Source organism: Streptomyces xantholiticus, from assembly GCF_014651015.1.
GTDB classification, from domain to species: Bacteria; Actinomycetota; Actinomycetes; order Streptomycetales; family Streptomycetaceae; genus Streptomyces; species Streptomyces xantholiticus.
Genome location: NZ_BMWB01000039.1, coordinates 1 through 25,329 on the forward strand (window position 1 = coordinate 1; position 25,329 = coordinate 25,329).

General features: G+C 72.4%; 6 protein-coding genes. All 6 read left to right on the forward strand.

The window, feature by feature from the left end; translation table 11 throughout:
• Positions 1–3,283 (forward strand): type I polyketide synthase (locus IE198_RS32945; protein ID WP_189893348.1); only part of this gene is annotated, 3,283 nt, incomplete at its 5' end.
• Positions 3,284–3,299: 16 nt separating this feature from the next.
• The gene (locus tag IE198_RS32950; RefSeq protein ID WP_189893350.1) at positions 3,300–9,734 is read left to right on the forward strand and encodes a type I polyketide synthase; all 6,435 of its coding nucleotides are present in this window, start codon (positions 3,300–3,302) and stop codon (positions 9,732–9,734) included.
• A 52-nt stretch (positions 9,735–9,786) separates the two neighbouring features.
• A complete protein-coding gene (locus tag IE198_RS32955; protein ID WP_189893359.1) occupies positions 9,787–20,916 on the forward strand; it encodes a type I polyketide synthase in 11,130 nt (3,709 codons plus the stop codon).
• Between the two features lie 35 nt (positions 20,917–20,951).
• Entirely contained in the window at positions 20,952–22,382 is a 1,431-nt protein-coding gene (locus IE198_RS32960) for an MFS transporter (protein ID WP_189893362.1), read from the forward strand.
• 13 nt (positions 22,383–22,395) lie between these two features.
• The gene (locus IE198_RS32965) at positions 22,396–23,835 is read left to right on the forward strand and encodes a cytochrome P450 (protein ID WP_189893364.1); all 1,440 of its coding nucleotides are present in this window, start codon (positions 22,396–22,398) and stop codon (positions 23,833–23,835) included.
• A gap of 295 nt (positions 23,836–24,130) precedes the next feature.
• Positions 24,131–24,715, forward strand: a complete 585-nt coding sequence (locus IE198_RS32970) for a DUF2867 domain-containing protein (RefSeq protein WP_189893367.1) — start codon at positions 24,131–24,133, stop codon at positions 24,713–24,715.
• Positions 24,716–25,329 lie beyond the last annotated feature (614 nt).

Consider the following 25,329-nt stretch of genomic DNA (forward strand, 5'->3'; position numbering starts at 1 on the left):
TGAGCCGCAGGCGCTGGACGAGGTGCTGGCCGCATGCGAACGCGACGGGATCCGGGCCCGCCGGGTCGCCGTCGACTACGCATCGCACACCGCGCACGTCGAGGCACTGGAAGCGGAGCTTCTGGACGCTTTGGCATCGGTGGCACCGACGACGGGCAAGGTCCGGCTCTACTCCACGGCGGTCGGTGACTTCATCGACACCGCCACGATGGACGCCGGCTACTGGTACCGGAACCTGCGCGGCCAGGTCGGTTTCGAACCCGCCATCCGCGCGTTGGTCGAGGGCGGCGCAGGCTGCTTCCTGGAGATGTCCCCCCACCCCGTGCTGACGATGGCGGTCGAGGAGACCGTCGAGGCGTGCGGCGCGACGGGCCGCGTGGCAATGGTCGGGTCGCTGCGTCGGAACGAGGGCGGCCTGACACGGTTCTGGCTGTCGCTGGGGCAGGCGGACGTCGCCGGTGTCGGTGTGGACTGGGACGCGGTCTACGCCGGCACGGGTGCACGGCGCGTGGATCTGCCGACGTATGCCTTCCAGCGTGAGAACTTCTGGTTGATGCCCTCGGCGCAGACCGGTGATGTCGGGGCGGCCGGTCTGGATCGGGTGGAGCACGCGGTTCTGGCGGCTGCGGTGCAGTTCGGTGAGCGGGACGAGTGGGTGTTCACCGGGCGGTTGTCCGCCGAGTCGCAGCCGTGGGTGAGTGATCACGTGGTGCTGGGTGTGGTGATCGTGCCCGGGACGGCGTGGGTGGAGCTTGCGTTGGCCGCCGGTCGTCGTGTGGGTGCGCCGGTGGTGGACGAGCTGGTGATGGAGTCGCCTCTTCTGTTGGAGGAGGGTTCTGCCGCCCAGCTGCGGGTCACTGTGGGTGCTGCGGGTGAGGACGGTCGCCGTGAGGTGGTGATCTTCGCCCGCCCGGAGGCCGGTGACGGTGAGCCGGGTGAGATGACCTGCCACGCCCGCGGCTGGCTGGCCGCGGAGGACACCACACCGGTGTCGCCGTGGGTTCCGGAAGAGTGGCCGCCCGCCGGTGGTGTGGAGATGTCCGGGGACGCGTTGTATGCGGGGATGGCGGAGCTCGGGTTCGATTACGGGCCGGTGTTCCAGGGCGTGCGCACGGCGTGGCGTGTCGGTGATGTGGTGTTCGCTGAGGTGGGGCTGCCGGGTGATACCGGCGGTGAAGGGTTCGGTGTTCATCCGGCGTTGTTCGATGCGTCGTTGCATGGTGCGTTCGCGGAGAAGGGGTCGGGTGGTGGTGCGACGATCCTGCCGTTCTCGTGGTCGAAGGTGAGCGGGGGCCGTTCGGGTCTTTCCCGGGTTCGGGTGCGGATCTCGTCTGCGGGTGATTCGGCTCTGCGGGTGGATGTGGTGTCCGAGCAGGGTGAGCCGGTGCTGAGTCTGGGCCGGTTGGACATGCGTCCGGTCGACCCGGCCCAGTTGGAGCGGTTGCGGCGTGGTGCCGGTCAGCCGGTGTACCAGCTCGACTGGGCGCCGGTGACCCTCGGCGCGGGCCGGTCCCCGCAGGTCGCGGTGCTCGGTGATGATCTGGGCGAGCTGGAGAGGGCCGTGGCTGATGGTGGCCCGGTGCCGGAGGTGGTGCTCGCGAAGGTCGGCACCCCGGACGGAGACGTGGCCGGGGCCGCCCGGGAGGCCACCGCCGAGGCACTGGCGTTGGTGCAGCGGTGGCTGGCCAGTGAGTGGCTGGGCGAGGCCCGGCTGGTCGTGGCCACCCGCGGGGCGGTCGCCGTCGACGGCGAGACGCCCGACATCGCCCAGGCTGCGGTCTGGGGTCTGCTGCGCAGTGCGCAGTCCGAGCATCCGGGCCGGTTCGTGCTGGTCGACCTGGACGGCGAGGAGCCGGACTGGGGGGCGGTGCTCGACGCGGACGAACCGCAGCTCGCGGTGCGTAGCGGTCGGGTGCTGGCGCCCAGGCTGACCCGCGCCTCCACCGGTGAGTCGGTGACCGCGTTCGACTCCGCGGGCACGGTGGTGATCACCGGTGGTACGGGTGGTCTGGGTGCGATGTTCGCCCGTCACCTCGCCACCGCCCGCGGCGTGCGCCATCTGCTGCTGCTCAGCCGGCGCGGCCTGGAAGCGGACGGGGCCGCCGAGTTGGTCGCCGAGCTGGAGGACCTGGGTTGCGAGGCCCGCGTCGTCGCGTGCGACGTGTCCGACCGCGATCAGCTCGCGGCGGTGCTGGGCACTCTCGAACACCCCCTGACCGCGGTGGTACACACGGCGGGCGTGCTCGACGACGGCGTGGTCGAGTCGCTGACGCCCGAGCACATCGACCGGGTCATGCGGCCCAAGCTGGACGCGGCCTGGCACCTGCACGAACTGACGGCCGACGCGGACCTGTCCGCCTTTGTGGTGTTCTCGTCGGTGGCGGCCCTGATGGGCAGCCCCGGTCAGGCGAACTACGCGGCTGCGAACGCCGCTCTCGACGCGCTGGCCGCGTCGCGCCGGGCCGCGGGGCTGCCCGCCACCTCCCTGGCCTGGGGTGTGTGGTCGGACGGCGCAGGCATGGCGGCGCAGCTGGGCCAGGCCGAGTTGGCCCGTCTCGAGCGGATGGGCATGAGCGCACTGACCGCAGAGACCGGTCTCGGCCTCTTCGACCAGTCCCTCGACGTGGACGCGGCCGTGGTGGCTCCGGTCCTGCTGGAGACGGCCGCCCTGCGGGCCCAGGCCCGGGCGGGGATGCTCCCGCCGCTGCTGCGCGGGCTGGTCCGCACCACGGCGCGGTTGGTCGACGCGAGTGCGGGTGCGCTGGTTCAGCGGCTCGCCGGGGTGCCGGAGGCGGACCGGGAGCGGATCGTGCTCGAGCTGGTGCAGGCCCAGGTGGCCGCGGTGCTCGGTCACGCGTCGGCTGCGGCCGTCGAGCCTGAGCGGGCGTTCAAGGAGCTCGGCTTCGACTCCTTGAGCGCCGTCGAGCTGCGCAACCGGCTCGCCCAAGCCACGGGCGTGCGCCTGCCCGCCACGCTCGTGTTCGACCACCCGACCCCGGCCGCGGTCGGCGAGCTGCTGCTGTCGGAGATCGGCGGTGGGGAGCAGGCCGAGCCCCTCATCGACCAAGAGGTGAGGAAGCTCGAGGACATGCTTGCCGCGACGTCCGCGGAGGAGCAGCAGCGGGTGGCCAAGCGCCTGCGCACCTTGCTGTCCGGCCTCAGCGCCGGCGCGGGCGACAGCGCCCAGGGCGACAAGAAGCAGAGCGCCAGGGAGCGGATCGAAGCGGCCACCACCGCTGAGGAGATCTTCCAGATGATCGATGTCGATCTGGGCGACGAGTGACACGGGGGACACAGAAATGACGGACAACATCGATCAGCAGGACAAGCTCGTCCGCTACCTCAAGAAGGTCGCGGTCGAACTCAACGAGACCAGGGCACAGCTCGAAGAGGTCGAGTCCCGGGCGACCGAACCGCTGGCGATCGTCGGCATGAGCTGCCGGTACCCGGGCGGGGTGACGTCGGCGGAGGAACTGTGGGAGCTGGTGGCCTCGGGGCGTGACGCCATCACCGGGCTGCCCACCGACCGCGGTTGGGACCTGGAGCGGCTCTACGACCCGGACCCCGACCAGAGCGGCAAGATCTACGCCCGGGGTGGCGGCTTCCTGGAGGGCATCGGGGAGTTCGACGCGGACTTCTTCGGGATCAGCCCACGTGAGGCGCTGGCGATGGACCCGCAGCAGCGCCTGCTGCTGGAGGCGTCGTGGGAGGCGTTCGAGGACGCCGGCATGGACCCGACGTCGTTGCGCGGCAGCGACACCGGCGTCTACTGCGGCCTCGGCGTCACCGATTACAGCGTGGCGCCGGAAGGCAGCCTGCCCCAGGTGGAGGGCTTCCAGCTCACCGGCGGCTCGGCCAGCGTCTCCTCCGGCCGCATCTCCTACCTGTTCGGCCTGGAAGGCCCTGCGGTGTCCGTCGACACCGCGTGCTCCTCCTCCGCCGTCGCACTGCACCTGGCCGCACAGGCGCTGCGAGCAGGTGAGTGCTCGATGGCTCTCGCCGGTGGTGTGGCCCTCATGCCTGGCCCGTTCATGCTGCGGGAGTTCAGCAGGCAGCGTGGTCTGTCGACGGACGGCCGGTGCAAGGCGTACGCGGCGTCCGCCGACGGGACCGGGTTCTCCGACGGTCTCGGCCTGGTGGTGCTGGAGCGGTTGTCCGACGCCAAGCGCAACGGGCGGCGCATCCTCGGCCTGATCCGCGGGACGGCCATCAACCAGGACGGTGCCAGCAACGGCCTGACCGCGCCGAACGGTCCGTCGCAGGAGCGGGTGATCCGGCAGGCTCTGGCCGGCGCCGGACTGCGGCTGCCCGATGTGGACGCGGTGGAGGGTCACGGGACGGGTACGAAGCTGGGTGACCCGATCGAGGCTCAGGCGTTGCTGGCGACGTACGGCCGTGAGCGTGACGGGGATCCGTTGTGGCTCGGGTCGATCAAGTCGAACATCGGTCACACGTCGGCTGCGGCGGGTGTCGCGGGTGTGATCAAGATGGTGATGGCGATGCGGCACGGTGTGCTGCCGCCGACGCTGCATGTGGATGAGCCGTCCCCGCACGTGGACTGGGAGTCCGGTGAGGTAAGGCTGCTGACCGAGGCGCGGGAGTGGCAGGTCGAGGGTCGTCCGCGTCGGGCGGGCATCTCGTCGTTCGGTGTGAGCGGTACGAACGCGCACATCATCGTGGAGGAGGCGCCGGCCGAGGAGCCTTCCGAGGAAGCGCCGGTCGAGGTGCTTCGGCCGGCCGGTGCGGTGCCGGTGGTGGTGTCCGCGCGGACGGATGCCGCGTTGCGGGCACAGGTGGAGCGGTTGCGCGCGCGTCTGGTGTCGCGACCGGAGCTGTCTGTTGTGGATACGGCGTATTCGCTGGTGAGGTCGCGGGCGTTGCTGGACCGCCGGGCGGTCGTGGTGGCCGGTGATCGGGATGAGTTGCTGGCGCGGTTGGCCGAGGTGTCGGCGGTGTCGGCGGGGTCGGGTGTTGCGGGTAAGTCGGCGTTTCTGTTCACGGGGCAGGGTTCGCAGCGCGCTCGTATGGGTGTGGAGTTGGCCGGCGCGTTCCCGGTGTTCGAGCAGGCGCTGGCCGAGGTGTGTGCGGAGGTTGATCCGCGGCTGGGTCGGTCGCTGCGGGAGCTTCTTGCCGCTGACGGTGATGTGTTGAACTCGACGGAGTTCACGCAGGTGGCGTTGTTCGCGGTCGAGGTGGCGCTGTTCCGGCTGGCGGAGTCGTTGGGGATTCGTCCGGACTTCCTGATCGGGCATTCGGTCGGTGAGATCGCTGCCGCGCATGTGGCGGGTGTTTTGTCGCTGGCGGATGCGGCGGAGTTGGTGGTGGCGCGCGGCCGGTTGATGGGTGCACTGCCGTCCGGTGGTGCGATGGTTGCGGTGCAGGCCGGCGAGGCGGAGGTGGCCGAGTCGCTGACGGGGTTCGCCGGCCGCCTGGAGATCGCTGCCGTGAATGGGCCGCTGTCCGTGGTGGTGTCCGGTGACGGGGATGCGGTGGAGGAGTGGCTGCCGCGGTGGGAGGGGCGTAAGACGTCCCGTCTTCGGGTGTCGCATGCGTTCCATTCGCCGCGGATGGAGCCGATGCTCGACGATTTCCGTGCGGTTGCGGAGCGGTTGACGTATGCGGAGCCGCGTATCCCGGTCGTGTCGAATGTGTCCGGTGAGCTCATGTCCGGGTTCGACGCGGAGTACTGGGTCCGGCATGTGCGGCAGGCGGTGCGGTTCGCCGACGGTGTGACGACGCTGTGGGATCTGGGTGTGCGCCGGTTCCTGGAGCTGGGTCCGGATGCGGTGCTTTCGGCGATGGCGCGGCAGTGCGTCGAGGACGACACCGAGGCGGTGTTCATTCCCGCTCTGCGGGCCAAGCACGGTGAGAGTGAGACGTTCGCGGCCTTCCTCGGCCGGGCTCACACCGCGGGCGTGGGGGTGGACTGGGACGCGTTCTACGCGGGCACCGGCGCCCGGCGCGTCGAGTTGCCCACCTACGCCTTCCAGCGCGAGAACTACTGGTTGACGCCCTCGGCGCAGACCGGTGATGTCACCGCTGCGGGTCTGGACCGGGTCGAGCACCCGGTGCTGGCGGCGGCCGTGCAGGTCGGTGACCGCGACGAGTGGGTGTTCACCGGTCGCTTCTCCGCCGAGTCGCAGCCGTGGGTGAGTGATCACCTGGTGCTGGGTGTGGTGATCGTGCCCGGGACGGCCTGGGTGGAGATGGCTTTGACCGCCGGTCGTCGTGTGGGTGCGCCGGTGGTGGACGAGCTGGTGATGGAGTCACCTCTCCTGCTGGAGGAGGACTCGGCTGTGCAGTTGCGGGTCACTGTGGGTGCCGCGGGTGAGGACGGTCGCCGTGAGGTGGCGATCTTCGCCCGCCCGGAGGCCGGTGACGGTGAGCCGGGTGAGATGACCTGCCACGCCCGCGGCTGGCTGGCCGCGGAGGACACCACACCGGTGTCGCCGTGGGTTCCCGAAGAGTGGCCGCCCGCCGGTGCTGTGGAGATGTCCGGGGACGCGCTGTATGCGGGGATGGCGGAGCTCGGGTTCGATTACGGGCCGATGTTCCAGGGCGTGCGCACGGCGTGGAAGGTCGACGGCGACTCGTACGCCGAAGTCGCCCTCCCCGGCGACACCGGCGGCGAGAACTTCGGCATCCATCCGGCGCTCTTCGACGCCTCCCTGCACGCGGGCCTGCCTCAGGACGGGCCGAGGGACACGGCCGTCCTGCCCTTCTCCTGGTCCGGGGTGCGCACCGGGCGGCCACGCGGCCTGTCAAGGGTGCGCGTCCGTATGCGCCGGGTCGACGACACCGCCTTCGGCCTCGACGTCGCCGGCGAGCAGGGCGAGCCGGTGTTGAGCCTGGCGCGGCTGGACCTGCGCCCGGTCGACCCGGCCCAGCTGGAAAGGCTGCGGCGCAGCGGTCGGCAGTCGGTCTACCAGCTCGACTGGGTCCCGATGGAGGTCGGTACGGGACAACCCGTCCGATGCGCGGTGCTGGGCGCGCCGGCCGCCGCGGGCGAGCGGTTCCCGGACCTCGCCGCCCTGGAGAAGTCCCTGGCCGACGGTGCGACTGCGCCCGAGGCGGTACTGGCCTCCATCGACACCCCGGACGGAGAAGTGGCCGGGACGGCCCGGACCGCTGCCGCCGACGCGCTGGCCTTGGTGCAGCGGTGGCTGGCCAGTGAGTGGCTGGGCGAAGCCCGGATGGTCGTGGTGACCCGGCGTGCGGTCGCCGTCGACGGCGAGACGCCCGACATTGCCCAGGCCGCCGTCTGGGGCCTGCTGCGCAGCGCCCAGTCCGAGCACCCCGGCCGGTTCGTCCTGGTCGACCTCGACACCGACCTCGTCGCCGGCACCGGCCCCGAGGGCACCGACCCCGACGGCGACGAGCCGGACTGGGGTGCGCTGCTCGACGCGGACGAACCGCAGCTCGCCGTGCGCCGGGGGCAGGTGTTCGCGCCGCGCCTGAGCGCGGCCGCCGCACCCACCGACGACGCGTGGCACCTGTCCATCACGCGCAAGGGCTCCCTCGAGGACGTGGAGATCGCCCCCTCCGGCGCCCGTCGTCCGCTCGCCGCCGACGAGGTGCGCATCGGGGTCCGCGCGGCGGGGGTGAACTTCCGCGACGTACTGATCGCACTCGGCCTGTACCCCGATGACGTGCCCCTGGGCGCCGAGGCGGCCGGTGTGGTGCTGGAGACCGGCTCCGACGTCACCGAATTCGCCCCCGGCGACCGGGTCTTCGGAATCGTGATGGAGTCCTTCGGTCCGGTGGCCGTCGCCCACCGTGGTCTGGTCGCCCGGATGCCGGAGGAGTGGTCGTTCACCCAGGCGGCGTCCGTACCGGTGGCCTACGCGACCGCCTACTACGGCCTGGTGGACCTGGCCGGGCTGCGCGCGGGGGAGCGGGTGCTGGTGCATGCCGCCGCCGGTGGCGTGGGCACGGCGGCCGTGCAGATCGCGCGGCACCTCGGCGCGGAGGTGTTCGCCACGGCCGGTCCGTCCAAATGGGACGTCGTGCGGACCTCGGGTGTCGCGGGGGACCACATCGCCTCCTCTCGGGAACCCGGATTCCGGGACGCTTTTCTGGACGTCACCGGCGGCGCCGGGGTGGACGTGGTGCTGAACTCCCTGGCGGGCGAGTTCGTCGACGCCTCGCTGGACCTGCTGCCGCGCGGCGGCCGGTTCGTGGAAATGGGCAAGGCCGACATCCGGGACGCGGAGACGATCGCGGCGGAGCGGCCGGGCGTTGCGTACGACGCGTTCGACCTGTGGCAGGCCGGACCGCAGCGGCTCGGAGAGCTGCTGCAGGAGATCCTGGCCCTGTTCCGGCAGGGCGTGCTCCAGTTCGCGCCGATCCGGACCTGGGACGTGCGACAGGGCCGCGAGGCGCTGCGACACCTGCGGGAGGGCCTCAACGTCGGCAAGGTCGTGCTGACCGTTCCGGCGCCCCTGGGCCCGGAGGGCACGGTGGTGGTCACCGGTGGCACGGGTGGTCTGGGCGCGCTGTTCGCCCGCCATCTCGCGACCGCACACGGGGTGCGCGACCTGTTGCTGCTCAGCCGGCGTGGCCTGGAGGCCGAAGGCGCCGCAGAGTTGGTCGCCGAGCTGGAGGCTCAGGGGTGTGAGGCCCGGGTCGTCGCGTGCGACGTCTCGGACCGGGAGCAGCTGGCCGCCGCGCTCGGCTCCCTCGATCGTCCGGTCACCGCGGTGGTGCACACGGCCGGTGTTCTCGACGACGGCGTGATCGAATCATTGACGCCCGGGCACGTCGAGCGGGTCATGCGGCCCAAGCTTGACGCGGCGTGGCACCTGCACGAGCTGACCGCAGACGCCGACCTGTCGGCCTTCGTGTTGTTCTCGTCCGTGGCGTCGCTGATGGGCAGCCCCGGTCAGGCGAACTACGCCGCGGCGAACGCGGCTCTCGACGCGCTGGCCGTGTCCCGCCGGGCCGCGGGGCTGCCGGCGACCTCGCTGGCCTGGGGTCTGTGGTCCGAAGCAGCCGGTATGGCGGCGCAGTTGGGTGAGGCCGAGCTGGCCCGCCTGGAGCGGATGGGCATGAGCGCGCTCACTGCGGACACCGGCCTGGACCTCTTCGACCGATCCCTGGACGTGGACGCGGCCGTGGTGGCTCCGGTCCTGCTGGAGACGGCCGCCCTGCGTGCCCAGGCCAGGGCAGGGATGCTCCCGCCGCTGCTGCGCGGGCTGGTCCGCACCCCGGCCCGAGCGGTCGACGCGGGCGCGGCGGCGCTGGCTCAGCGGCTGGCCGGGGTGCCGGAGGCGGACCGGGAGCGGATCGTGCTCGACCTGGTGCAGGCTCAGGTGGCGTCCGTGCTCGGCCATGCCTCGGCGGCCTCCGTCGACCCCGAGCGGGCGTTCAAGGAACTCGGCTTCGACTCCCTGAGCGCCGTCGAACTGCGCAACCGGCTCACCCAGGCAACCGGCGTACGCCTGCCCGCCACCGTCGTCTTCGACCACCCCAGCCCGGCGGCCATCGCCCGCCATCTGCTGCCGGAGATCGTTCCCGACTCCGCAGCCCGACCGCGGTCCGAACAGGACGAGATCCGCGCCCTGCTGACATCGATCCCCCTCGACCGGCTGCGCAGGGCCGGGCTGCTCGACACCCTGCGCGAACTCGCCGACAACGACCTGCCGGAGGCGGCACCCGAGGACGGGGACAGCGCGTCGATCGACGACATGGACGCCGAAACCCTGATCCGGATGGCTCAGGAGGACCTGGCATGACGCCGGCCCAGAACGCCGCTGCCGCAATGAGCTCGGAGACGAAGGAATAGACATGGCCACCGATCAGAAGCAGCTCATCGAGGCGCTCCGGAAATCCCTGAAAGAGACCGACAGGCTCCGCCAGCTCAACAAGCGGCTGCTCGCGCAGGCCGGCGAGCCGTTGGCGATCGTCGGCATGAGCTGCCGCTACCCCGGCGGCGTCACCTCCCCCGAGGAGCTGTGGGAACTCGTCGCGTCGGGGCGCGACGCCATCGGCGGGCTGCCCGCCGACCGGGGCTGGGACCCGGAACGCATCTACGACCCGAGCATGACGCGGCCCGGCGCCGTGTCCACCAGCGGCGGCGGCTTCCTCGACAAGATCGCCGAGTTCGACGCCGAGTTCTTCGGCATCAGCCCCCGCGAGGCCCTTGCCATGGACCCGCAGCAGCGTCTGCTGCTGGAGGCGTCGTGGGAGGCGTTCGAGCACGCGGGCATCGACCCGACCTCGCTGCGCGGCAGCGACACCGGCGTCTTCTGCGGCGTCGGCACCAGCGACTACTGCACGGTGCCGGCAGGCAGCCTGCCGCACATCGAGGGTTTCCAGCTGACCGGCGGGGCGGCCAGTGTGTCCTCCGGCCGCATCTCCTACGTGCTCGGCCTGGAGGGCCCCGCGGTGTCCGTCGACACCGCGTGCTCCTCGTCCGCGGTCGCCCTGCACATGGCCACGCAGGCCCTGCGCGCGGGCGAGTGCTCCATGGCGCTCGTCGGTGGAGTGACCGTCATGTCCGGTCCGTTCCTCCTGGCGGAGTTCAGCCGCCAGCAGGCGGTGTCCCCGGACGGCCGCTGCCGTGCCTACGCGGCGTCCGCCGACGGGACGGGCTTCTCCGACGGTCTCGGCCTCGTGGTGCTGGAGCGGTTGTCCGACGCCAAGCGCAACGGACGCCGGATCCTCGGACTCATCCGGGGTACGGCGGTCAACCAGGACGGTGCCAGCAACGGAATGACCGCGCCCAACGGCCCCTCCCAGGAGCGGGTGATCCGGCAGGCGCTGGCCAACGCCGGGCTGACACCGTCGGACGTGGACGCGGTCGAGGGCCACGGGACGGGTACGAAGCTGGGTGACCCGATCGAGGCCCACGCGCTGCTGGCCACGTACGGCCGTGAGCGTGATGGCGACCCGCTGTGGCTGGGGTCGATCAAGTCGAACATCGGCCACACCTCGCTCGCCGCAGGCGTCGCGGGTGTGATCAAGATGGTGATGGCGATGCGGCACGGGGTGCTGCCGCAGACCCTGCACGTGGACGAGCCGTCGCCGCACATCGACTGGGACGCCGGCGACGTCAAGCTGCTCACGGACGCACGGAGTTGGCCTGCCGGGGAGAGGCCCCGTCGCGCCGCAGTGTCGTCGTTCGGCGTGAGCGGCACCAACGCGCACATCATCCTGGAGGAGGCCCCCGCCGAGGAGCCCGCCGACAGCGCCTCCGCGCCGCGTGCGATGCCCGCCGTCCCGGTGACGGTGTCCGGCAGGACCGCTGCCGCGATGCGTGCCCAGGCCGACCGGCTCCGCACGTACGCGCTGGCGCGAGGCGACCTGTCCCTGGTCGACCTCGGCTTCTCCGCGGCCACCACCCGGGCCCACCTGGAGCACCGTGCTGTCGTGGCCGCTGTCGACCGCGACCAGTTGCTGTCCGGGCTGGCCGCCCTGTCCGCCGGTGAGCCGTCGCCCGTCGTCGTCGAGGGCCGCGCCGCGCCCGGCGCCAAGCCGGTGTTCGTGTTCCCGGGTCAGGGTGCGCAGTGGGTGGGCATGGCGGTGGAGTTGCTGGATGCTTCGCCGGTGTTCGCTGCGGAGATCGCCGCGTGTGGTGAGGCGTTGGCGGAGTTCGTGGACTGGAGTTTGGAGGACGTGCTGCGGGGCGCGTCGGGTGCGCCGTCGCTGGAGCGGGTCGATGTGGTGCAGCCCGCGCTGTTCGCGATGATGGTGAGCCTGGCGGCGCTGTGGCGCTCCTACGGTGTCGAGCCGTCCGCGGTCGTGGGCCACTCGCAGGGTGAGATCGCCGCGGCGTATGTGGCCGGTGGGTTGTCGTTGCGGGATGCCGCCCGGATCGTGGCGCTGCGCAGCCAGTTGGTCCGCGACCGCCTCGCGGGTCTGGGCGGCATGATGTCGGTGGCGCTGCCGGTCGAGCGGGTGGAGGAGTTGCTCGCTCCGTACGCGGGCCGGGTGTCGGTGGCGGCGGTGAACGGTCCGGCGGCGGTCGTGGTCGCCGGTGAGCCGCAGGCGCTGGACGAGGTGCTGGCCGCATGCGAACGCGACGGGATCCGGGCCCGCCGGGTCAACGTGGACTACGCATCGCACTCGACGCAGGTGGAGGCCATCGAGGCCGATCTGCTGGAGGCCCTTGCCCCCGTGAAGCCCGCGAGCGGGCGGGTCCGGTTCTACTCCACGGTCACGGGCGGTTTCATCGACACCGCCACGATGGACGCCGGCTACTGGTACCGGAACCTGCGCGCCCAGGTCGGTTTCGAACCCGCCGTCCGCGCCCTCATCGACAACGGTGCCGGGTGCTTCCTGGAGATGTCCCCCCACCCGGTGCTCGCCATGGCCGTGGAGGAGATCACCGCCGCCCATGGCCCGGGCAACCGGATCGGAGTGGTCGGCTCCCTGCGCCGCGACGAGGGCGGACCGGCCCGCTTCATGCTCTCGCTCGGCCAGGCACACGCCGCCGGTGTGAAGGTCGACTGGGCCGCCTGTTTCGCGGACTCCGGCGCCCAGCAGGTCGCCCTGCCCGTCTACGCCTTCCAGCACAAGCGCTACTGGCTGGACGCCACCGGTCTTGCCGACGCCTCCGCGGTCGGCCTCGGCCGGGTCGAGCATCCCGTCCTCGCCGCCGCCGTGCAGGTCGGCGACCGTGACGAGTGGGTCTTGACCGGCCGCGTGTCCCACCAGGGGCAGCCGTGGACCCGCGACCACGCGCTGTTCGGCACGGTCGCCCTCCCCGGCTCCGCGCTGGTGGAGCTGGTCCTGTCCGCGGGCCGCCACGTGGGCTGCGATCTGATCGAGGAGCTGAATCTCGACGCCCCGCTGGTCCTGGCCGAAGACGCCGGCGCACGGGTCCAGGTCACGCTCGGCCAGGCCGACGCCGAAGGCCGCCGTGAGGTGGCGGTCTACTCGCGGCCGGACACCGGCGAGGAGCAGTCCGCAGAGGCCGTCTGCCACGCACGCGGCCGGATCGCCCCCGGTGCGGAGCCGCTGTCCGCCCGGCCACTCGAGTGGCCGCCCGCCGGCGCCGAGCCGGTGTCGGTGGACGCCCTGTACGCCTCACTGGCCGAACTCGGCCTCGACTGCGGCCCGATGCTGCAGTGTGCGCAGTCGGCGTGGACCCTCGGTGGCGAGGTGTACGCCGAACTCGCCCTGCCCGAGGGAACCGAGCCCGGCGGTTTCGCGATCCACCCGGCTCTGCTGGAAACTGCTCTGCACACCGCCCACCGATCCGCCGCCGACGCGGCACCGTCGGCGGAGTCCTGGGCGGGTGTGCGGCTGGCGGGTGACAAGGTCTCCCGGGCGCGGGCGCGTATCGCCGCAGTCGGCGAGGGCGTACTGAGGCTCGACGTCTTCGACGCCGAAGGCACGCCCGTGGCGCACGTCGACCGGGTCGCGGTGCGGGCCGCCGACCCCGCCCGGTTCGGGCAGATGCGCCGCGGGCAGAACTCGCTGTTCCGCCTGGACTGGGTTCCCGTCAAGGTCGGCGCGGCCAAGCCGGTGCGGACGGCCGCGCTGGGCGAGGTCGCCGGTGTGGCCGATCGCCACCCCGATCCGGCCGCGCTCGAGCTGGCGGTCGCGGAGGGCGCGGCTGTCCCGCAGGCGGTTGTGGCCGTGATCGACACTCCCGCCGGGGAGACGCCCTCGGCGGTGCGTGACGCCGCCGGGCAGGCCGTGTCGCTGGTGCGGCGATGGCTTGCCGGCGGGTCGCTGGACGGGGCCACGCTGATCGTGGTCACGCGCGGAGCGGTGGCGGTCGGGGACGAGGTTCCCGACGCGGCGCAGGCCGCGGTGTGGGGCGTCGTGCGGGCCGCGCAGTCCGAGCACCCCGGCCGCTTCCTGATCGTGGACGCGGACGGGGACGAGGAGCGGGAGTGGGGTGCGCTGATCGGTCTCGACGAGCCACAGCTCGCCGTGCGCGACGGCAGGGTTCTCGCTCCCCGGCTGGCCCGGGTGCCGGGCGGTTCGGCGGACCGGCACAAGCCCGTTGACCTTGACGGCACCGTGCTGATCACCGGTGGCTTCGGAGCCCGGTTCGCCGAGCACCTCGTCAAGCGCCACGGCGCCCGCCACCTGGTGCTGGCCGCCCCGGGAGGCCAGGCCGACGAGCTTTCCGCCGAGCTGGAGTCCCTCGGCGCGCAGGTGCGCGTCGCGCCGTGCGACGTCACGGACCGGGACCAACTGGCCGCGCTGCTCGGCTCCCTGGAGCACCCCCTGACCGCGGTCGTCCACGCTGCGGGCGTGCCGGACGCGGGTCTGATCGAGACCCTTTCCGACGAGCGGCTGGACACGGTGCTGCGGGCCACGGTGGACGCGGCCTGGCATCTGCACGAGCTGACCGCGGGTGCGGACCTCTCCGCGTTCGTGCTGTTCTCCTCCTTCGGGGGGCTGGTCGGCATCCCGGGCCAGGCGGCCACCTCCGCGGCGGACGCGGCCCTGGCGGCGCTGGCGAGCAGCCGCCGCTCGGCCGGGCTCCCCGGCACCGCGCTCGCCTGGGGCTTCTGGGCCGACGGCCGCGGCACCACCGAACTCGGCTCGGCCGACCTCGCCCTCGTCGCCCAGGCCGGAATCCTTCCGCTGCCCACCGAGCTCGGACTCGATCTCTTCGACCGCGGGGTCGCCGCCGACGAGCCGCTGCTGGCCCCGGTCGAGCTGGATCCGGCGGTCCTGCGGGAGCAGGCCCGGGCCGGACTGCTGCCCGCCGTGCTGCGCGGACTCGTGCGGGTGCCCGCCCGGCGCGCGGCGTCCGGCGGCACCCTGGCGCGGCGCCTGGCCGAGGTGCCGGAGGCCGAGCGGGAGCACGTGGTGCTGGAACTGGTGCGAGCGCAGGTCGCGTCCGTGCTCGGCCACGCCTCCGCCGACGAGGTGGACAGCGAGCGCGCCTTCAAGGAGCTCGGCTTCGACTCCGTCAGCGCGGTCGAACTGCGCAACCGGCTCTCGCAGGGCACCGGCGTGCCGCTGCCCGCCACCGTCGTGTTCGACCACCCCACTCCGATGGCCGTCGCGCGGCTGCTGCTCTCGCAGGTCGACGGCACGGCGGACGCCGCCGTCCCGTCCGCGCAGAAGAGGCGCGGGGCGGTGGACGAGCCGCTGGCGATCGTCGGCATCGGGTGCCGCTACCCCGGCGGCATCACATCCGCGGAAGACCTGTGGAAGCTCGTGGCCGACGGCGGCGACGTGATCGGCCCCATGCCCGCCGACCGCGGCTGGGACCTGGAGCGGCTCTACAGCCCGGACCGCGAGCAGGTCGGCACGACCTACGCGCGGGGCGGCGGCTTCATCACAGGCATGGGCGACTTCGACGCCGAGTTCTTCGGCATCAGCCCGCGCGAGGCCGTGGCCATGGACCCCCAGCAGCGCCTGCTGCTCGAGACCTCCTGGGAGACCCTGGAGCACGCCGGGATCGACCCGACGTCCCTGCGGGGCAGCGACGCCGGCGTCTTCGTCGGCATCACCGGCTCCGACTACGGGATCCTCGTGCCCAGCGAGTACGAGGGCTACCGCGTCACCGGCACCATGTCCAGCGTCGCCTCCGGCCGTATCGCCTACACCCTGGGCCTGGAGGGCCCTGCCGTGTCGGTGGAGACGGCCTGCTCGTCCTCCGGGGTCGCGCTGCACCTCGCGGCGCAGGCGCTGCGAAGCGGCGAGTGCTCGCTCGCCCTGGCAGGCGGCGTGACGTTCATGACGACGCCGATCACGATGACCGAGTTCAGCCGACAAGGGGCGAACTCACCGGACGGCCGCTGCCGCGCCTACGCGGCGTCCGCCGACGGGACGGGCTTCTCCGACGGTCTGGGCCTGGTGGTGCTTGAGCGGTTGTCCGACGCCAAGCGCAACGGGCGGCGCATCCTGGGCCTGATCCGGGGCACGGCGATCAACCAGGACGGCGCGAGCAACGGCCTGACGGCGCCCAGCGGTCCGGCGCAGGAGCGGGTGATCCGGCAGGCGCTGGCCAATGCCGGACTGTCGCCGGCCGATGTGGACGCGGTCGAGGGCCACGGCACCGGCACCGTCCTCGGTGACCCGATCGAGGCGCAGGCCGTGCTCGCGACGTACGGCCGTGAGCGTGACGGCGACCCGCTGTGGCTGGGATCGATCAAGTCGAACATCGGCCACACCTCGGGTGCCGCCGGCGTCGCCGGCGTCATCAAGATGGTGATGGCGATGCGGCACGGGGTGCTGCCGAAGACCCTCCACGTGGACACGCCGTCCCCGCACATCGACTGGCAGTCGGGCGAGGTCGAGCTGCTCACCGAGGCCAGGGAGTGGCCGGTCGACGGACGTCCCCGCCGGGCGGGCGTGTCGTCGTTCGGGGTGAGCGGCACCAACGCGCACATCATCGTCGAGGAGGCGCCGGCCGAGACCCCGGCCGACGGCTCCGGGACCGTGGCTCCGGCTCCCGCGACGCCGGTGCTGCTCTCCGCGCGCACCGAGGTGGCGGTGCGCGCCCAGGCCGAGCGCCTGCGGCGGCACCTGCTGGAAAACCCCGGGCTCTCGGTGCTCGACCTCGGGTACTCCCAGCTGACCACGCGGGCGTCGCTGGACCACCACGCGGTGCTTGTGGCCGCCGACCGGGACGAGCTGGCCGCAGAGCTGGCCGCGTTCGCCGTCGGCGACGTGACCGAGCAGACGGCCTCCGGCCGTCTTTCCACCACCGTCAGGCCGGTGTTCGTGTTCCCGGGTCAGGGTGCGCAGTGGGAGGGCATGGCGGTGGAGTTGCTGGATGCGTCGCCGGTGTTCGCTGCGGAGATCGCCGCCTGTGGTGAGGCGTTGGCGGAGTTCGTGGACTGGAGTTTGGAGGACGTGCTGCGCGGTGCTCCGGGTGCGCCGTCGCTGGAGCGGGTCGATGTGGTGCAGCCCGCGCTGTTCGCGATGATGGTGAGCCTGGCGGCGCTGTGGCGCTCCTACGGTGTCGAGCCGTCCGCGGTCGTGGGCCACTCGCAGGGCGAGATCGCCGCGGCGTACGTGGCCGGTGGGTTGTCGTTGCGGGATGCCGCCCGGATCATCGCGGTGCGCAGCCGGATCGCCCGCGACCGACTCATGGGCAGCGGCTGCCTGGCGTCGCTCGCCCTGCCGGCCGAGCAGGTCGAGCAGCTGATCGCGCCGTACGGGGACCATGTGTCCGTGGCGGCCGTGAACGGCCCGGCGGCGGTTGTCGTCGCCGGCGACCAGGACTCGATCGATGCGCTGGTGGAGCACTGCGAACGCGAGGAGATCCGGGCCAAGCGGATTCCGGCCACCTTCGCCTCCCACTCGCCGCACGTGGAGGTGGCCCGCGCCGAGATGCTGGAGGCGATCGCCCCGGTCGAGCCGCGCAGCGGGAACGTCCCGCTGTACTCCACGGCGCTCGGCGCGTTCGTCGACACAGCGACCATGGACGCCGGGTACTGGTACGCCAACCTGCGCAACCCGGTCGGCTTCGAGCCCGCGATCCGCGCGCTGGTCGAGGGCGGCGCAGGCTGCTTCCTGGAAATGTCCCCGCACCCGGTGCTGGGCGTGGCGATGGAGGAGACCGCCGCCGCCGGCGCGGGACGGGTCGGCGTGGTCGGCTCGCTGCAGCGACAGCAGGGCGGCATGAAGCGGTTCCTGCTGTCCCTCGCCGAGGCGCACGTGGCCGGGGTGAAGGTCGACTGGGCCGCCTGCTTCGCCGACTCCGGCGCCCAGCAGGTCCCACTGCCCACCTACGCCTTCCAGCGCAAGCGGTACTGGCCGAGCGCACGCCCGGTCGCGGGCGACCCGACCGTCTCCGGACTCGGCCGCGTCGAGCACCCGGTCCTGACGGCGGGCATGCAGCTCGCCGACCGGGACGAGTGGGTGCTCACCGGCCGCCTGTCCCATGAGTCGCAGCCCTGGCTCCGCGACCACGCCGCCTTCGGCCTCCCGGTCGCGCCCAACACGACGCTGGTCGAGCTGGCGCTGGCCGCCGGCCGCGGTGTCGGGACGCCGCTGCTCGACGAGATGATGTTCGAGGCGCCGCTGCTGCTGCCCGACGGCGCGGCGCTGCAGATCCAGGCGATCGTGGGCGCTCCCGGAGAGGACGGCCGCCGCCCGGTGGCGGTCCACTCCCGCCCGGACGGTGACCAGCACGCCGAAGCGACCCGCCACTGCACCGGCTGGCTGACGCCGGACGCCGAGCCCGCCGCGGGCTGGGCGGGTGAGTGGCCGCCCGCCGGCGCCGAGCCGGTGCCGGTGGACGGGCTGTACGCCGCGCTGGCCGACCTCGGCCTCGACTGCGGCCCGGCGCTGCACGGTGTGCGGGCAGCATGGCGCTCCGGAAGCGAGGTGTACGCCGAGCTCGCGCTGCCCGAGGACATCGGCGCCGCGGACTTCGGCATCCACCCGGCCCTGTTCGAGTCCGCGCTGCACTGCGGGCAGTTGGGCTTCGCCGAGCAGGGCTCGCCGAAGCTGCCGGTCTCCTGGTCCGGGGTGCGGCTGGCCGCGACCGGCGCCGCCCGGGGCCGCGCGCGTGTCACCTGCGACGGCGACACGCTGCGGTTGGACGTCTTCGGCGAGGACGGCGCCCTCGTGCTCGGCGTGGACCGCGTCGCCTTCCACGAGGTCGATCCCGCCCACCTCGAGGAGCTGCGCCGCGGCCAGAGCTCGCTGTACCGCGTGGACTGGGTTCCGGTTCCGGTCGGCGCTGCCACGCCGGTGCGGCTGGCCGCGCTGGGTGGGGCCGTCGGGGGAGGGGCTGACAGGTACGCCGACCTGGCCGACCTCGAACGGGCCGTGGACGGTGGGGCGGCAGCCCCGCAGGCCGTGCTCACGGTGATCGACACCCCCGCCGGGGACGACCTCTCGGCGGTGCGTGGCGCGGCCGGCGAGGCCTCGGCCCTGGTGCGGCGCTGGATGGACCACGGGTGGTCCGGTGAGGCCGTGCTGGTCGTGGCGACGCGACGTGCGGTGGCGGTCCGGGACGAGGAGGTCCCCGACCCGGCGCAGGCGGCGGTGTGGGGCGTGCTGCGGTCCGCGCAGTCCGAGCACCCGGGCCGGTTCCTCGTCGTGGACGTGGAAGGGGACAGCGAGCTGGAGTGGGGCGCGCTGCTCGGTCTCGACGAGCCGCAGCTCGCCGTGCGCCCCGGGCAGGTCCTGGCGCCGCGGCTGGCTCTCGTCCCGGTCGGGTCCGCCGATCGGCCGATGATCTCGGACCCGGACGGGACCGTGCTGATCACCGGTGGTGTGACCCCTCCGGGTGCATCGCTGGCCAAGCACCTGGCCGCCCACCACGGCGTCCGGAACCTGCTGCTGCTCGGCAAGCCCGGCGCCGCCGCGGACGGACTGGTCGCGGAGCTGGAGGGGCTCGGTGCCCGAGCGCGCGTCGAGGCGCCCGCCCCCGACCGGCTGGCCGCAGTGGTCGAGTCCCTGGAGCGGCCGCTCACCGCGGTCGTCCACACCGGAGGTGAGCCCGGCGGAATGGAGCTGGCCTGGCGGCTGCACACGCTGACCGAGCGGGCCGGCCTCTCCGCCTTCGTGGTGTTCTCCTCGTTCGCCTCCCTCGGTGGCGGCCGGGCGGAGGACCCGGCGGGCGACGCGGCCGGGGAAGCACTGGTACGGCGGCGCCGCGCGGCCGGGCTCGCGGGCACCGCGCTGGCATGGGGTCCGTGGGCAGGCGCCGATGCCTCCCCGGGGACCGCCGAGCTGTCGATCGAGCGCCAACTGGCGCTGTTCGACCAGGCCCTCACCGTGGACACCGCGCTGCTGGCGCCGGTGCAGCTGGACCTGGTGGCCCTGCGGTCGCAGGCCCGGGAGCGGACCCTCCCGGCGCTGCTGCGCGGCCTGGTCCGCCTGCCCGCCAAGCGTGAGGCGGACGGAGGGTCGCTGGCGCAGCGGCTGACAGGAGTCCCCGACGCGGACCGCGAGCGGGTCGTGCTCGACCTGGTCAAGGCGCACGTCGCGGCCGTGCTCGGCCACAACGCCGACGACCGGATCGAAGTCGAACGCAGGCTCAAGGAACTCGGCATGGACTCGATGAGCGCGGTGGGGCTGCGCAACCGGCTCTCGCAGGCCACCGGCCTGCGCCTGCCCGTCTCGTTCGTCTTCGAGCACCCCACCCCGGCGGAGATCGCCCGGCAACTGCTCAAGCAGGTCGGCTCGGGAACGCCGGACGCCGGGGCGCCGGAGCCTGCCGGGGAGACGATCAGCCCGCGGCTTCGGCGCGCAGCCGAGAGGGGGACCATGCCGGAGGCGTTGCGGCAGCTGGTGGACGCCGCAGGCGACAGGCCGGTGTTCTCGTCGGCCGCCGAGCTGCCCGACACCGACGGGCGCCTCGCACAACTCGCCTCCGGGCCGGGCCGGGTGAAGATCGTCTGCGTGCCGTCCTACGTATACGTGGTCGGCTCCGGCCAGGAACAGTTCATGCGCCTGGCCGACCGCTTCGAAGGAGTTCGGGACGTGCACGTCTGCTCCCTGCCGGGATTCGGGACCGAACTCTCCCCGCAGTCCCGGGAGGTGGCCGCGGAGGTCCTGGACGGTGCGATCCGCGCGGCCGTCGGCGACGCCCCGTTCATCCTGGTCGGCTACTCCATGGGCGGTGTCGTGGCGCACTCGCTGGCCGAACGCCTCGAGTCCTCCGGCGCCGCGCTCGCCGGCGTCGTCATGATCGACACGTTGGCGCTCGACGGCGACGAGGACGAGGTCGGCCGCGCGTTCGCCGCCCTGCTGGCGGCGATCCTCACGCAGGAGCGGCGCGCGGTCTCCATCGACGACGTGAGCTGGCTGTCCATGGGCGCCTACCTGCGCCTGTTCACCGGTCTGCGGCCGGAACCGATCTCCGCCAGGACCCTGATGATCCGGGCGGCCGAGCCGCTCGGCGGTGAAGCGGTGCCGGACGGCCCGCGATGGGAGGCCACGGACGACCACGTCGAGGTCGCCGCGGACCACTTCGGCCTGATCGAGACCGCCGCCGCGGCCACTGCCGACGCGATCGAAGGGTGGATAGGGGAATGAGTGACGGTGGCAGGCTTCTCGGACGCCATCGAAGGGTGGAGCGAGAAGAGACCAGCAGCGGGCTTCGCCGGGGCATGTCCATCACGGTCATCCTCATCGGGGTGTTCATATCCGCGGTGGACATGCTGATCGTGAACATCGCCTTCCCGAGCATGCTGGAGTCCTTCCCCACGGCGAGCCTGACCGGCCTGTCCTGGGTGATGAGCGCCTACGCGATCACCTTCGCCGCGCTCCTGCTGCCCAGCGGCCGCTGGGCCGACCGGTCCGGGCGCAAGCGGATCTTCCTGCTCGGCCTGGGGCTGTTCACCGCTGTGTCGGCCGTGTGCGCGGCGGCGCCGTCCCTGGAGGTGCTCGTGGCCTTCCGGGCGCTTCAGGGCGTAGGCGCCGCGTTGATGGCGCCCAGTTCCCTGGGCCTGCTGCTCGGGCTCTTCGCCCCGGAGCGGCGCGGAATCGCCGTCGGGCTGTGGACCGCGGTCGGCGGTGTCGGCTCCGCCGCCGCGCTGCCGCTGGGCGGCCTGCTCGCTGAGATCGACTGGCGCTGGGTCTTCGTGGTCAACCTGCCCCTCGGGGCAGCGGCGCTGCTGATCGGCGGGTGGTCGTTGCACAGGTCCGCCACCGAGGACGGTCCGGTACCGGACCTGCTCGGCATCGCGGTGCTCGCTGCGTCCGTCGCCGCGATCGTCGCGACGATCTCCCAGGGGCAGGCCTGGGGATGGGGCAGCGCCCAGGTCATCGGCCTGTCGGTGGTCGGCGTGATCGGCCTCGTCTACTCCGTGCGCCGTGCTCGGCGACACCCCGCGCCGGTCATCGAACCCGCCCTTCTCAGGGTCAGGACCGTGGCCCTCGGCAACGTCGCGACCGGTTTCTTCTTCATGGGCGTCGGCGCGATGGCCATGTCCACGATCCTGTTCCTGACCCAGGTCTGGAAGCACTCGACCTTGCGGGGCGCCCTGGAGATCGCGCCGGGCCCGGTGGCGGCCGCCCTGTTCGCCGTGCCCAGCGGCATCCTGGCCGTCCGCTACGGTGTGCACCTGGTCGGGCTGGCCGGCGGCGCCGCCTTCGCGGCGGGCGGCATCTGGTGGATGTTCGCGCTGGACGGCACGCCGGACTTCGGCGCCCACTTCCTGCCCGGATCGATCATCGGCGGCATCGGCTTCGGCGTCATCCTGCCCGCCCTGGCCGCGGCGGCGACGTTGTCCCTGCCACCGGAGCGCGCCGCCACCGGCACCGCCATGGCGTCCATGTCCCGCCAGATCGGCATGGCGCTCGGCGTCGCCGTGGTCGCGGCCGTGCTCTCCGGCGCCCCGGACCTCTCCTCCTACCGCACCGCGTTCATGATCATGGCCGGCGCCGGCCTCGCCAGCGGGCTCGCCCTGTTCGCGGTCGGCCCGGTGAGACGGCAGGACCCGTCAGGTACGGGCGGACACAGCAAGCCACAGCACGTGACCCAAGCGGCAACGAGATAAGGAAGCAAGAAAAATGGACCACTCCAGCAACTCTCACGACGCGTCGGTCGCGTCCGGGGGCAAGTGCCCGATCGACCACTCCGCGCCCGCCCCGCAGACGGTCGTTCCGTCCTCCTCGCTGCCCGTGGTCGAGATGGCGCGGCTGCGGCAGGTGCTGAGCATATGGGCCCGCCCGGAGCCCTTCCTGAAGAGCTGCCGCGCCAAGTACGGCAGCCGGTTCCGCGTGACGATCATCCCCGGTATCCGCATCCACGTGATCTCGGCGCCGGATGACGTGAAGCAGATGTTCCTCGCGCCCCGGGATGTCCTGCACACCGGTTCCAGCAACGGCCCGATCGAGAAGTGGACCGGCCAGAACGGCCTCGCCTGGCTGGACGAGGACGCGCACACCGCCCGGCGGCGCAGCGTCATGCCGAGCTTCCGGGGCGACGCGCTGAAGCGCATCGAGCAGGCGGTTGTCCAGCTGGCCAAGGAGACCGTCGCGTCCTTGCCGCGCAACCAGGTCGTGTCGGTCCACCCCTACGCGCACCGCTACACCACCAAGGTGATCCTCGAGGTCCTCTTCGGCGAGCACCGTCCGTCCTGCGAGGACGAGATGTTGGAGGAGGTGATGAAGATGCTGGACTTCAACTCCCGCCCCGCGTCGATGACGATGTTCCACCGGATGCCGTCCTGGAGGGTGAAGCTGCTGCGGCTGCTCCGGCCCAACGGTGTCAACGAGTTCCTGACCCGCCGCGAGCGGGTCTACCGGATGCTGGACGCGGCCATCGAGGAGCGCGCACGGTCCGGCAAGTCCGGTGACGACCTGCTGGGCGTGATGCTGGGCATCACCAACGCGGACGGCTCCACTCCGAGCCGGATCGAGATGCGCGACGAGATCATGACCCAGTTCCTGGCAGGCACGGAGACCACCGCCGCCGCCATCTGCTGGGCGCTCGAGTTCCTCACCCGGCACCCCGACGTGGTCGAGCGCCTGCGTGCGGAGATCGAGGAGGGGACAGGCGACGAGTACCTGACGGCGGTGGTGCACGAAGTGCTGCGGCTCGGCCCGCCGATCCAGCAGATCGTCCCCCGCGAGGTGGTCAAGCCGATCGAGATAGGCGGCGTGCGCTACGAGTCCGGCGACCGCCTGTGGGCCAGCGCCTACCTGCTCAACCGGGACGAGCACAACTACCCGCAGCCCGACGAGTTCCGGCCGGAGCGCTTCCTCGGCGTCAAGGCTGCCTCGCACACCTGGATCCCGTTCGGCGGTGGCCACACCCGGTGCCTCGGCGACCGGATCGCGTTCGTGGAGTTGAAGGCCACGTTGACCGAGATACTGACCAGCTGCGACGTCGAGCGCGCCGACCCGAAACCGGAGTACGCGCACAGCCGCACGGTCGTCAACATTCCGAAGAACGGTGCCCGCATGGTGTTTCGCCCGCGCAAGGTGAAGGCCGAGCTCATGAGTTGAGGCGCGGCCGTCGCGCCGGGGCGCCGGCCGCGGGGAGTCAAGGGTGCGTCCCCGCAGTGGAGAGACCCCCGGGTAGGTTGGTTCTGCCGCGCGTGGCCAGGCACCCTGGCGGCGTCGTCGGGCTGTCCCCGCACGAATCAGCGGGGACGGTCCTGCGACCCGCCGGGAACAAGGCCCCGGCGCCCCGGCTCCGGGGCAGCCCGGGTGGGACGCAGGTCCGCTCGCGACGCACGTACCGGCGGGCACTTATGACGTGTGCTTCTGCGCGTCCGTTCCACGAGAAATGGAGGTTTGGATGAGGCTCCCGAACACCGCGTTCACCGAGCGGCCATGGAGGGTCCACGAGTTCATCAAGGATTTCGAGGTCGAGGACGTGTGGGACCTGGACACCCCTGGGGGACCCGACGGACTGGCGCTCCTGGTCCGGCAGTTCGACAGCGACGGGGCCGACTTCAAGCCGTCGCCGATGTACAAGCTGCTGTTCGCGATCCGCTGGAGACTCGGAGCCGTCCTCAAGTGGGACGAGGAGAAGCACGGCCTCGGCCCGCGCAACCCCTCCCTGCGGGACCGGCTGCCGGACGACCTGCGCGACGGGCCGCGCGGCCCGGACATGAAGGTGGTGCCGTTGAAGTCGGTCTACCAGACCTCCGACGAGTGGGTGACCGAGGTCGTCAACAAGACCGTGCACGCGGCGATGCACATCGGTTGGGTGGACGACGGGGACGGCCGGCATCACGCGCAGATGGCCGTGCTCGTCAAGAAGAAGGGACTGCTGGGGAAGGTGTACATGCCCTTCATCCTTCCCTTCCGGCGCGTCTTCGTGACGCCGTCCTTGGTCAAGGCGATCGGCCGCTCCTGGAAGACGCGGACGGCCGCATGAGGGCCGGGGTCCGGCGTGGCAACGCCGGACCCCGGCGCGGATACGCGCTCGTCCCACAGCTCGTTCAAGGACGGCTGCTGCGCTCCTCCGGTCAGTCGCACGGGCTCATGCCCGCGCAGCGGCGAGGCACTGTTGACGACGGGTTGAGGGCGGAGGCCGCCCCCTTGTGGCCCGCAGGTCCGCGCGGGCTGTAAGGGCTGCCCGGGCGGCGGCCGTGCGCGGGCCTCGTCGACGGGCGTCGTGCTCGTCCTCGAGCCGGCTGGCCTGCGCGGTTCCCCCTTGGCCGGGCCGAGGCCGGGGTGCAGGACACCGCGTGCACCGGGCAGTCAGCTCCGCTCCCCGGTCCGCAGCGTGGTCGCGTTGACGATCCCGCTGTCGTTCTTGCCGCAGCGGCCCAGTCACTGGCCCACGTGCGCAAAGGTGCGACGATCCCCGCTTCTGGCTGCTCCGGCCGGCCTGCGCACGATCTGCACCGCATCCTCGAAGCCACCCTGGAACGAGTCGCCGACGGCGGCAGTACGCCGAACGAAGCTCTTGCGCTGGTCGGAAATTCGCCGGATTCGGGGCCGCGAACGTGTATCTGCGGGAGCCGTTCGCGGATCGTGCAGGCGGAA

What these genes read in the sequence shown, in the direction of transcription:
- IE198_RS32950 (WP_189893350.1), top strand. Translation starts at nt 3,300, where the DNA reads ATGACGGACAACATCGATCAGCAGGACAAGCTCGTCCGCTACCTCAAG.
- IE198_RS32955 (WP_189893359.1), top strand. Translation starts at nt 9,787, where the DNA reads ATGGCCACCGATCAGAAGCAGCTCATCGAGGCGCTCCGGAAATCCCTG.
- IE198_RS32965 (WP_189893364.1), top strand. Translation starts at nt 22,396, where the DNA reads ATGGACCACTCCAGCAACTCTCACGACGCGTCGGTCGCGTCCGGGGGC.
- IE198_RS32970 (WP_189893367.1), top strand. Translation starts at nt 24,131, where the DNA reads ATGAGGCTCCCGAACACCGCGTTCACCGAGCGGCCATGGAGGGTCCAC.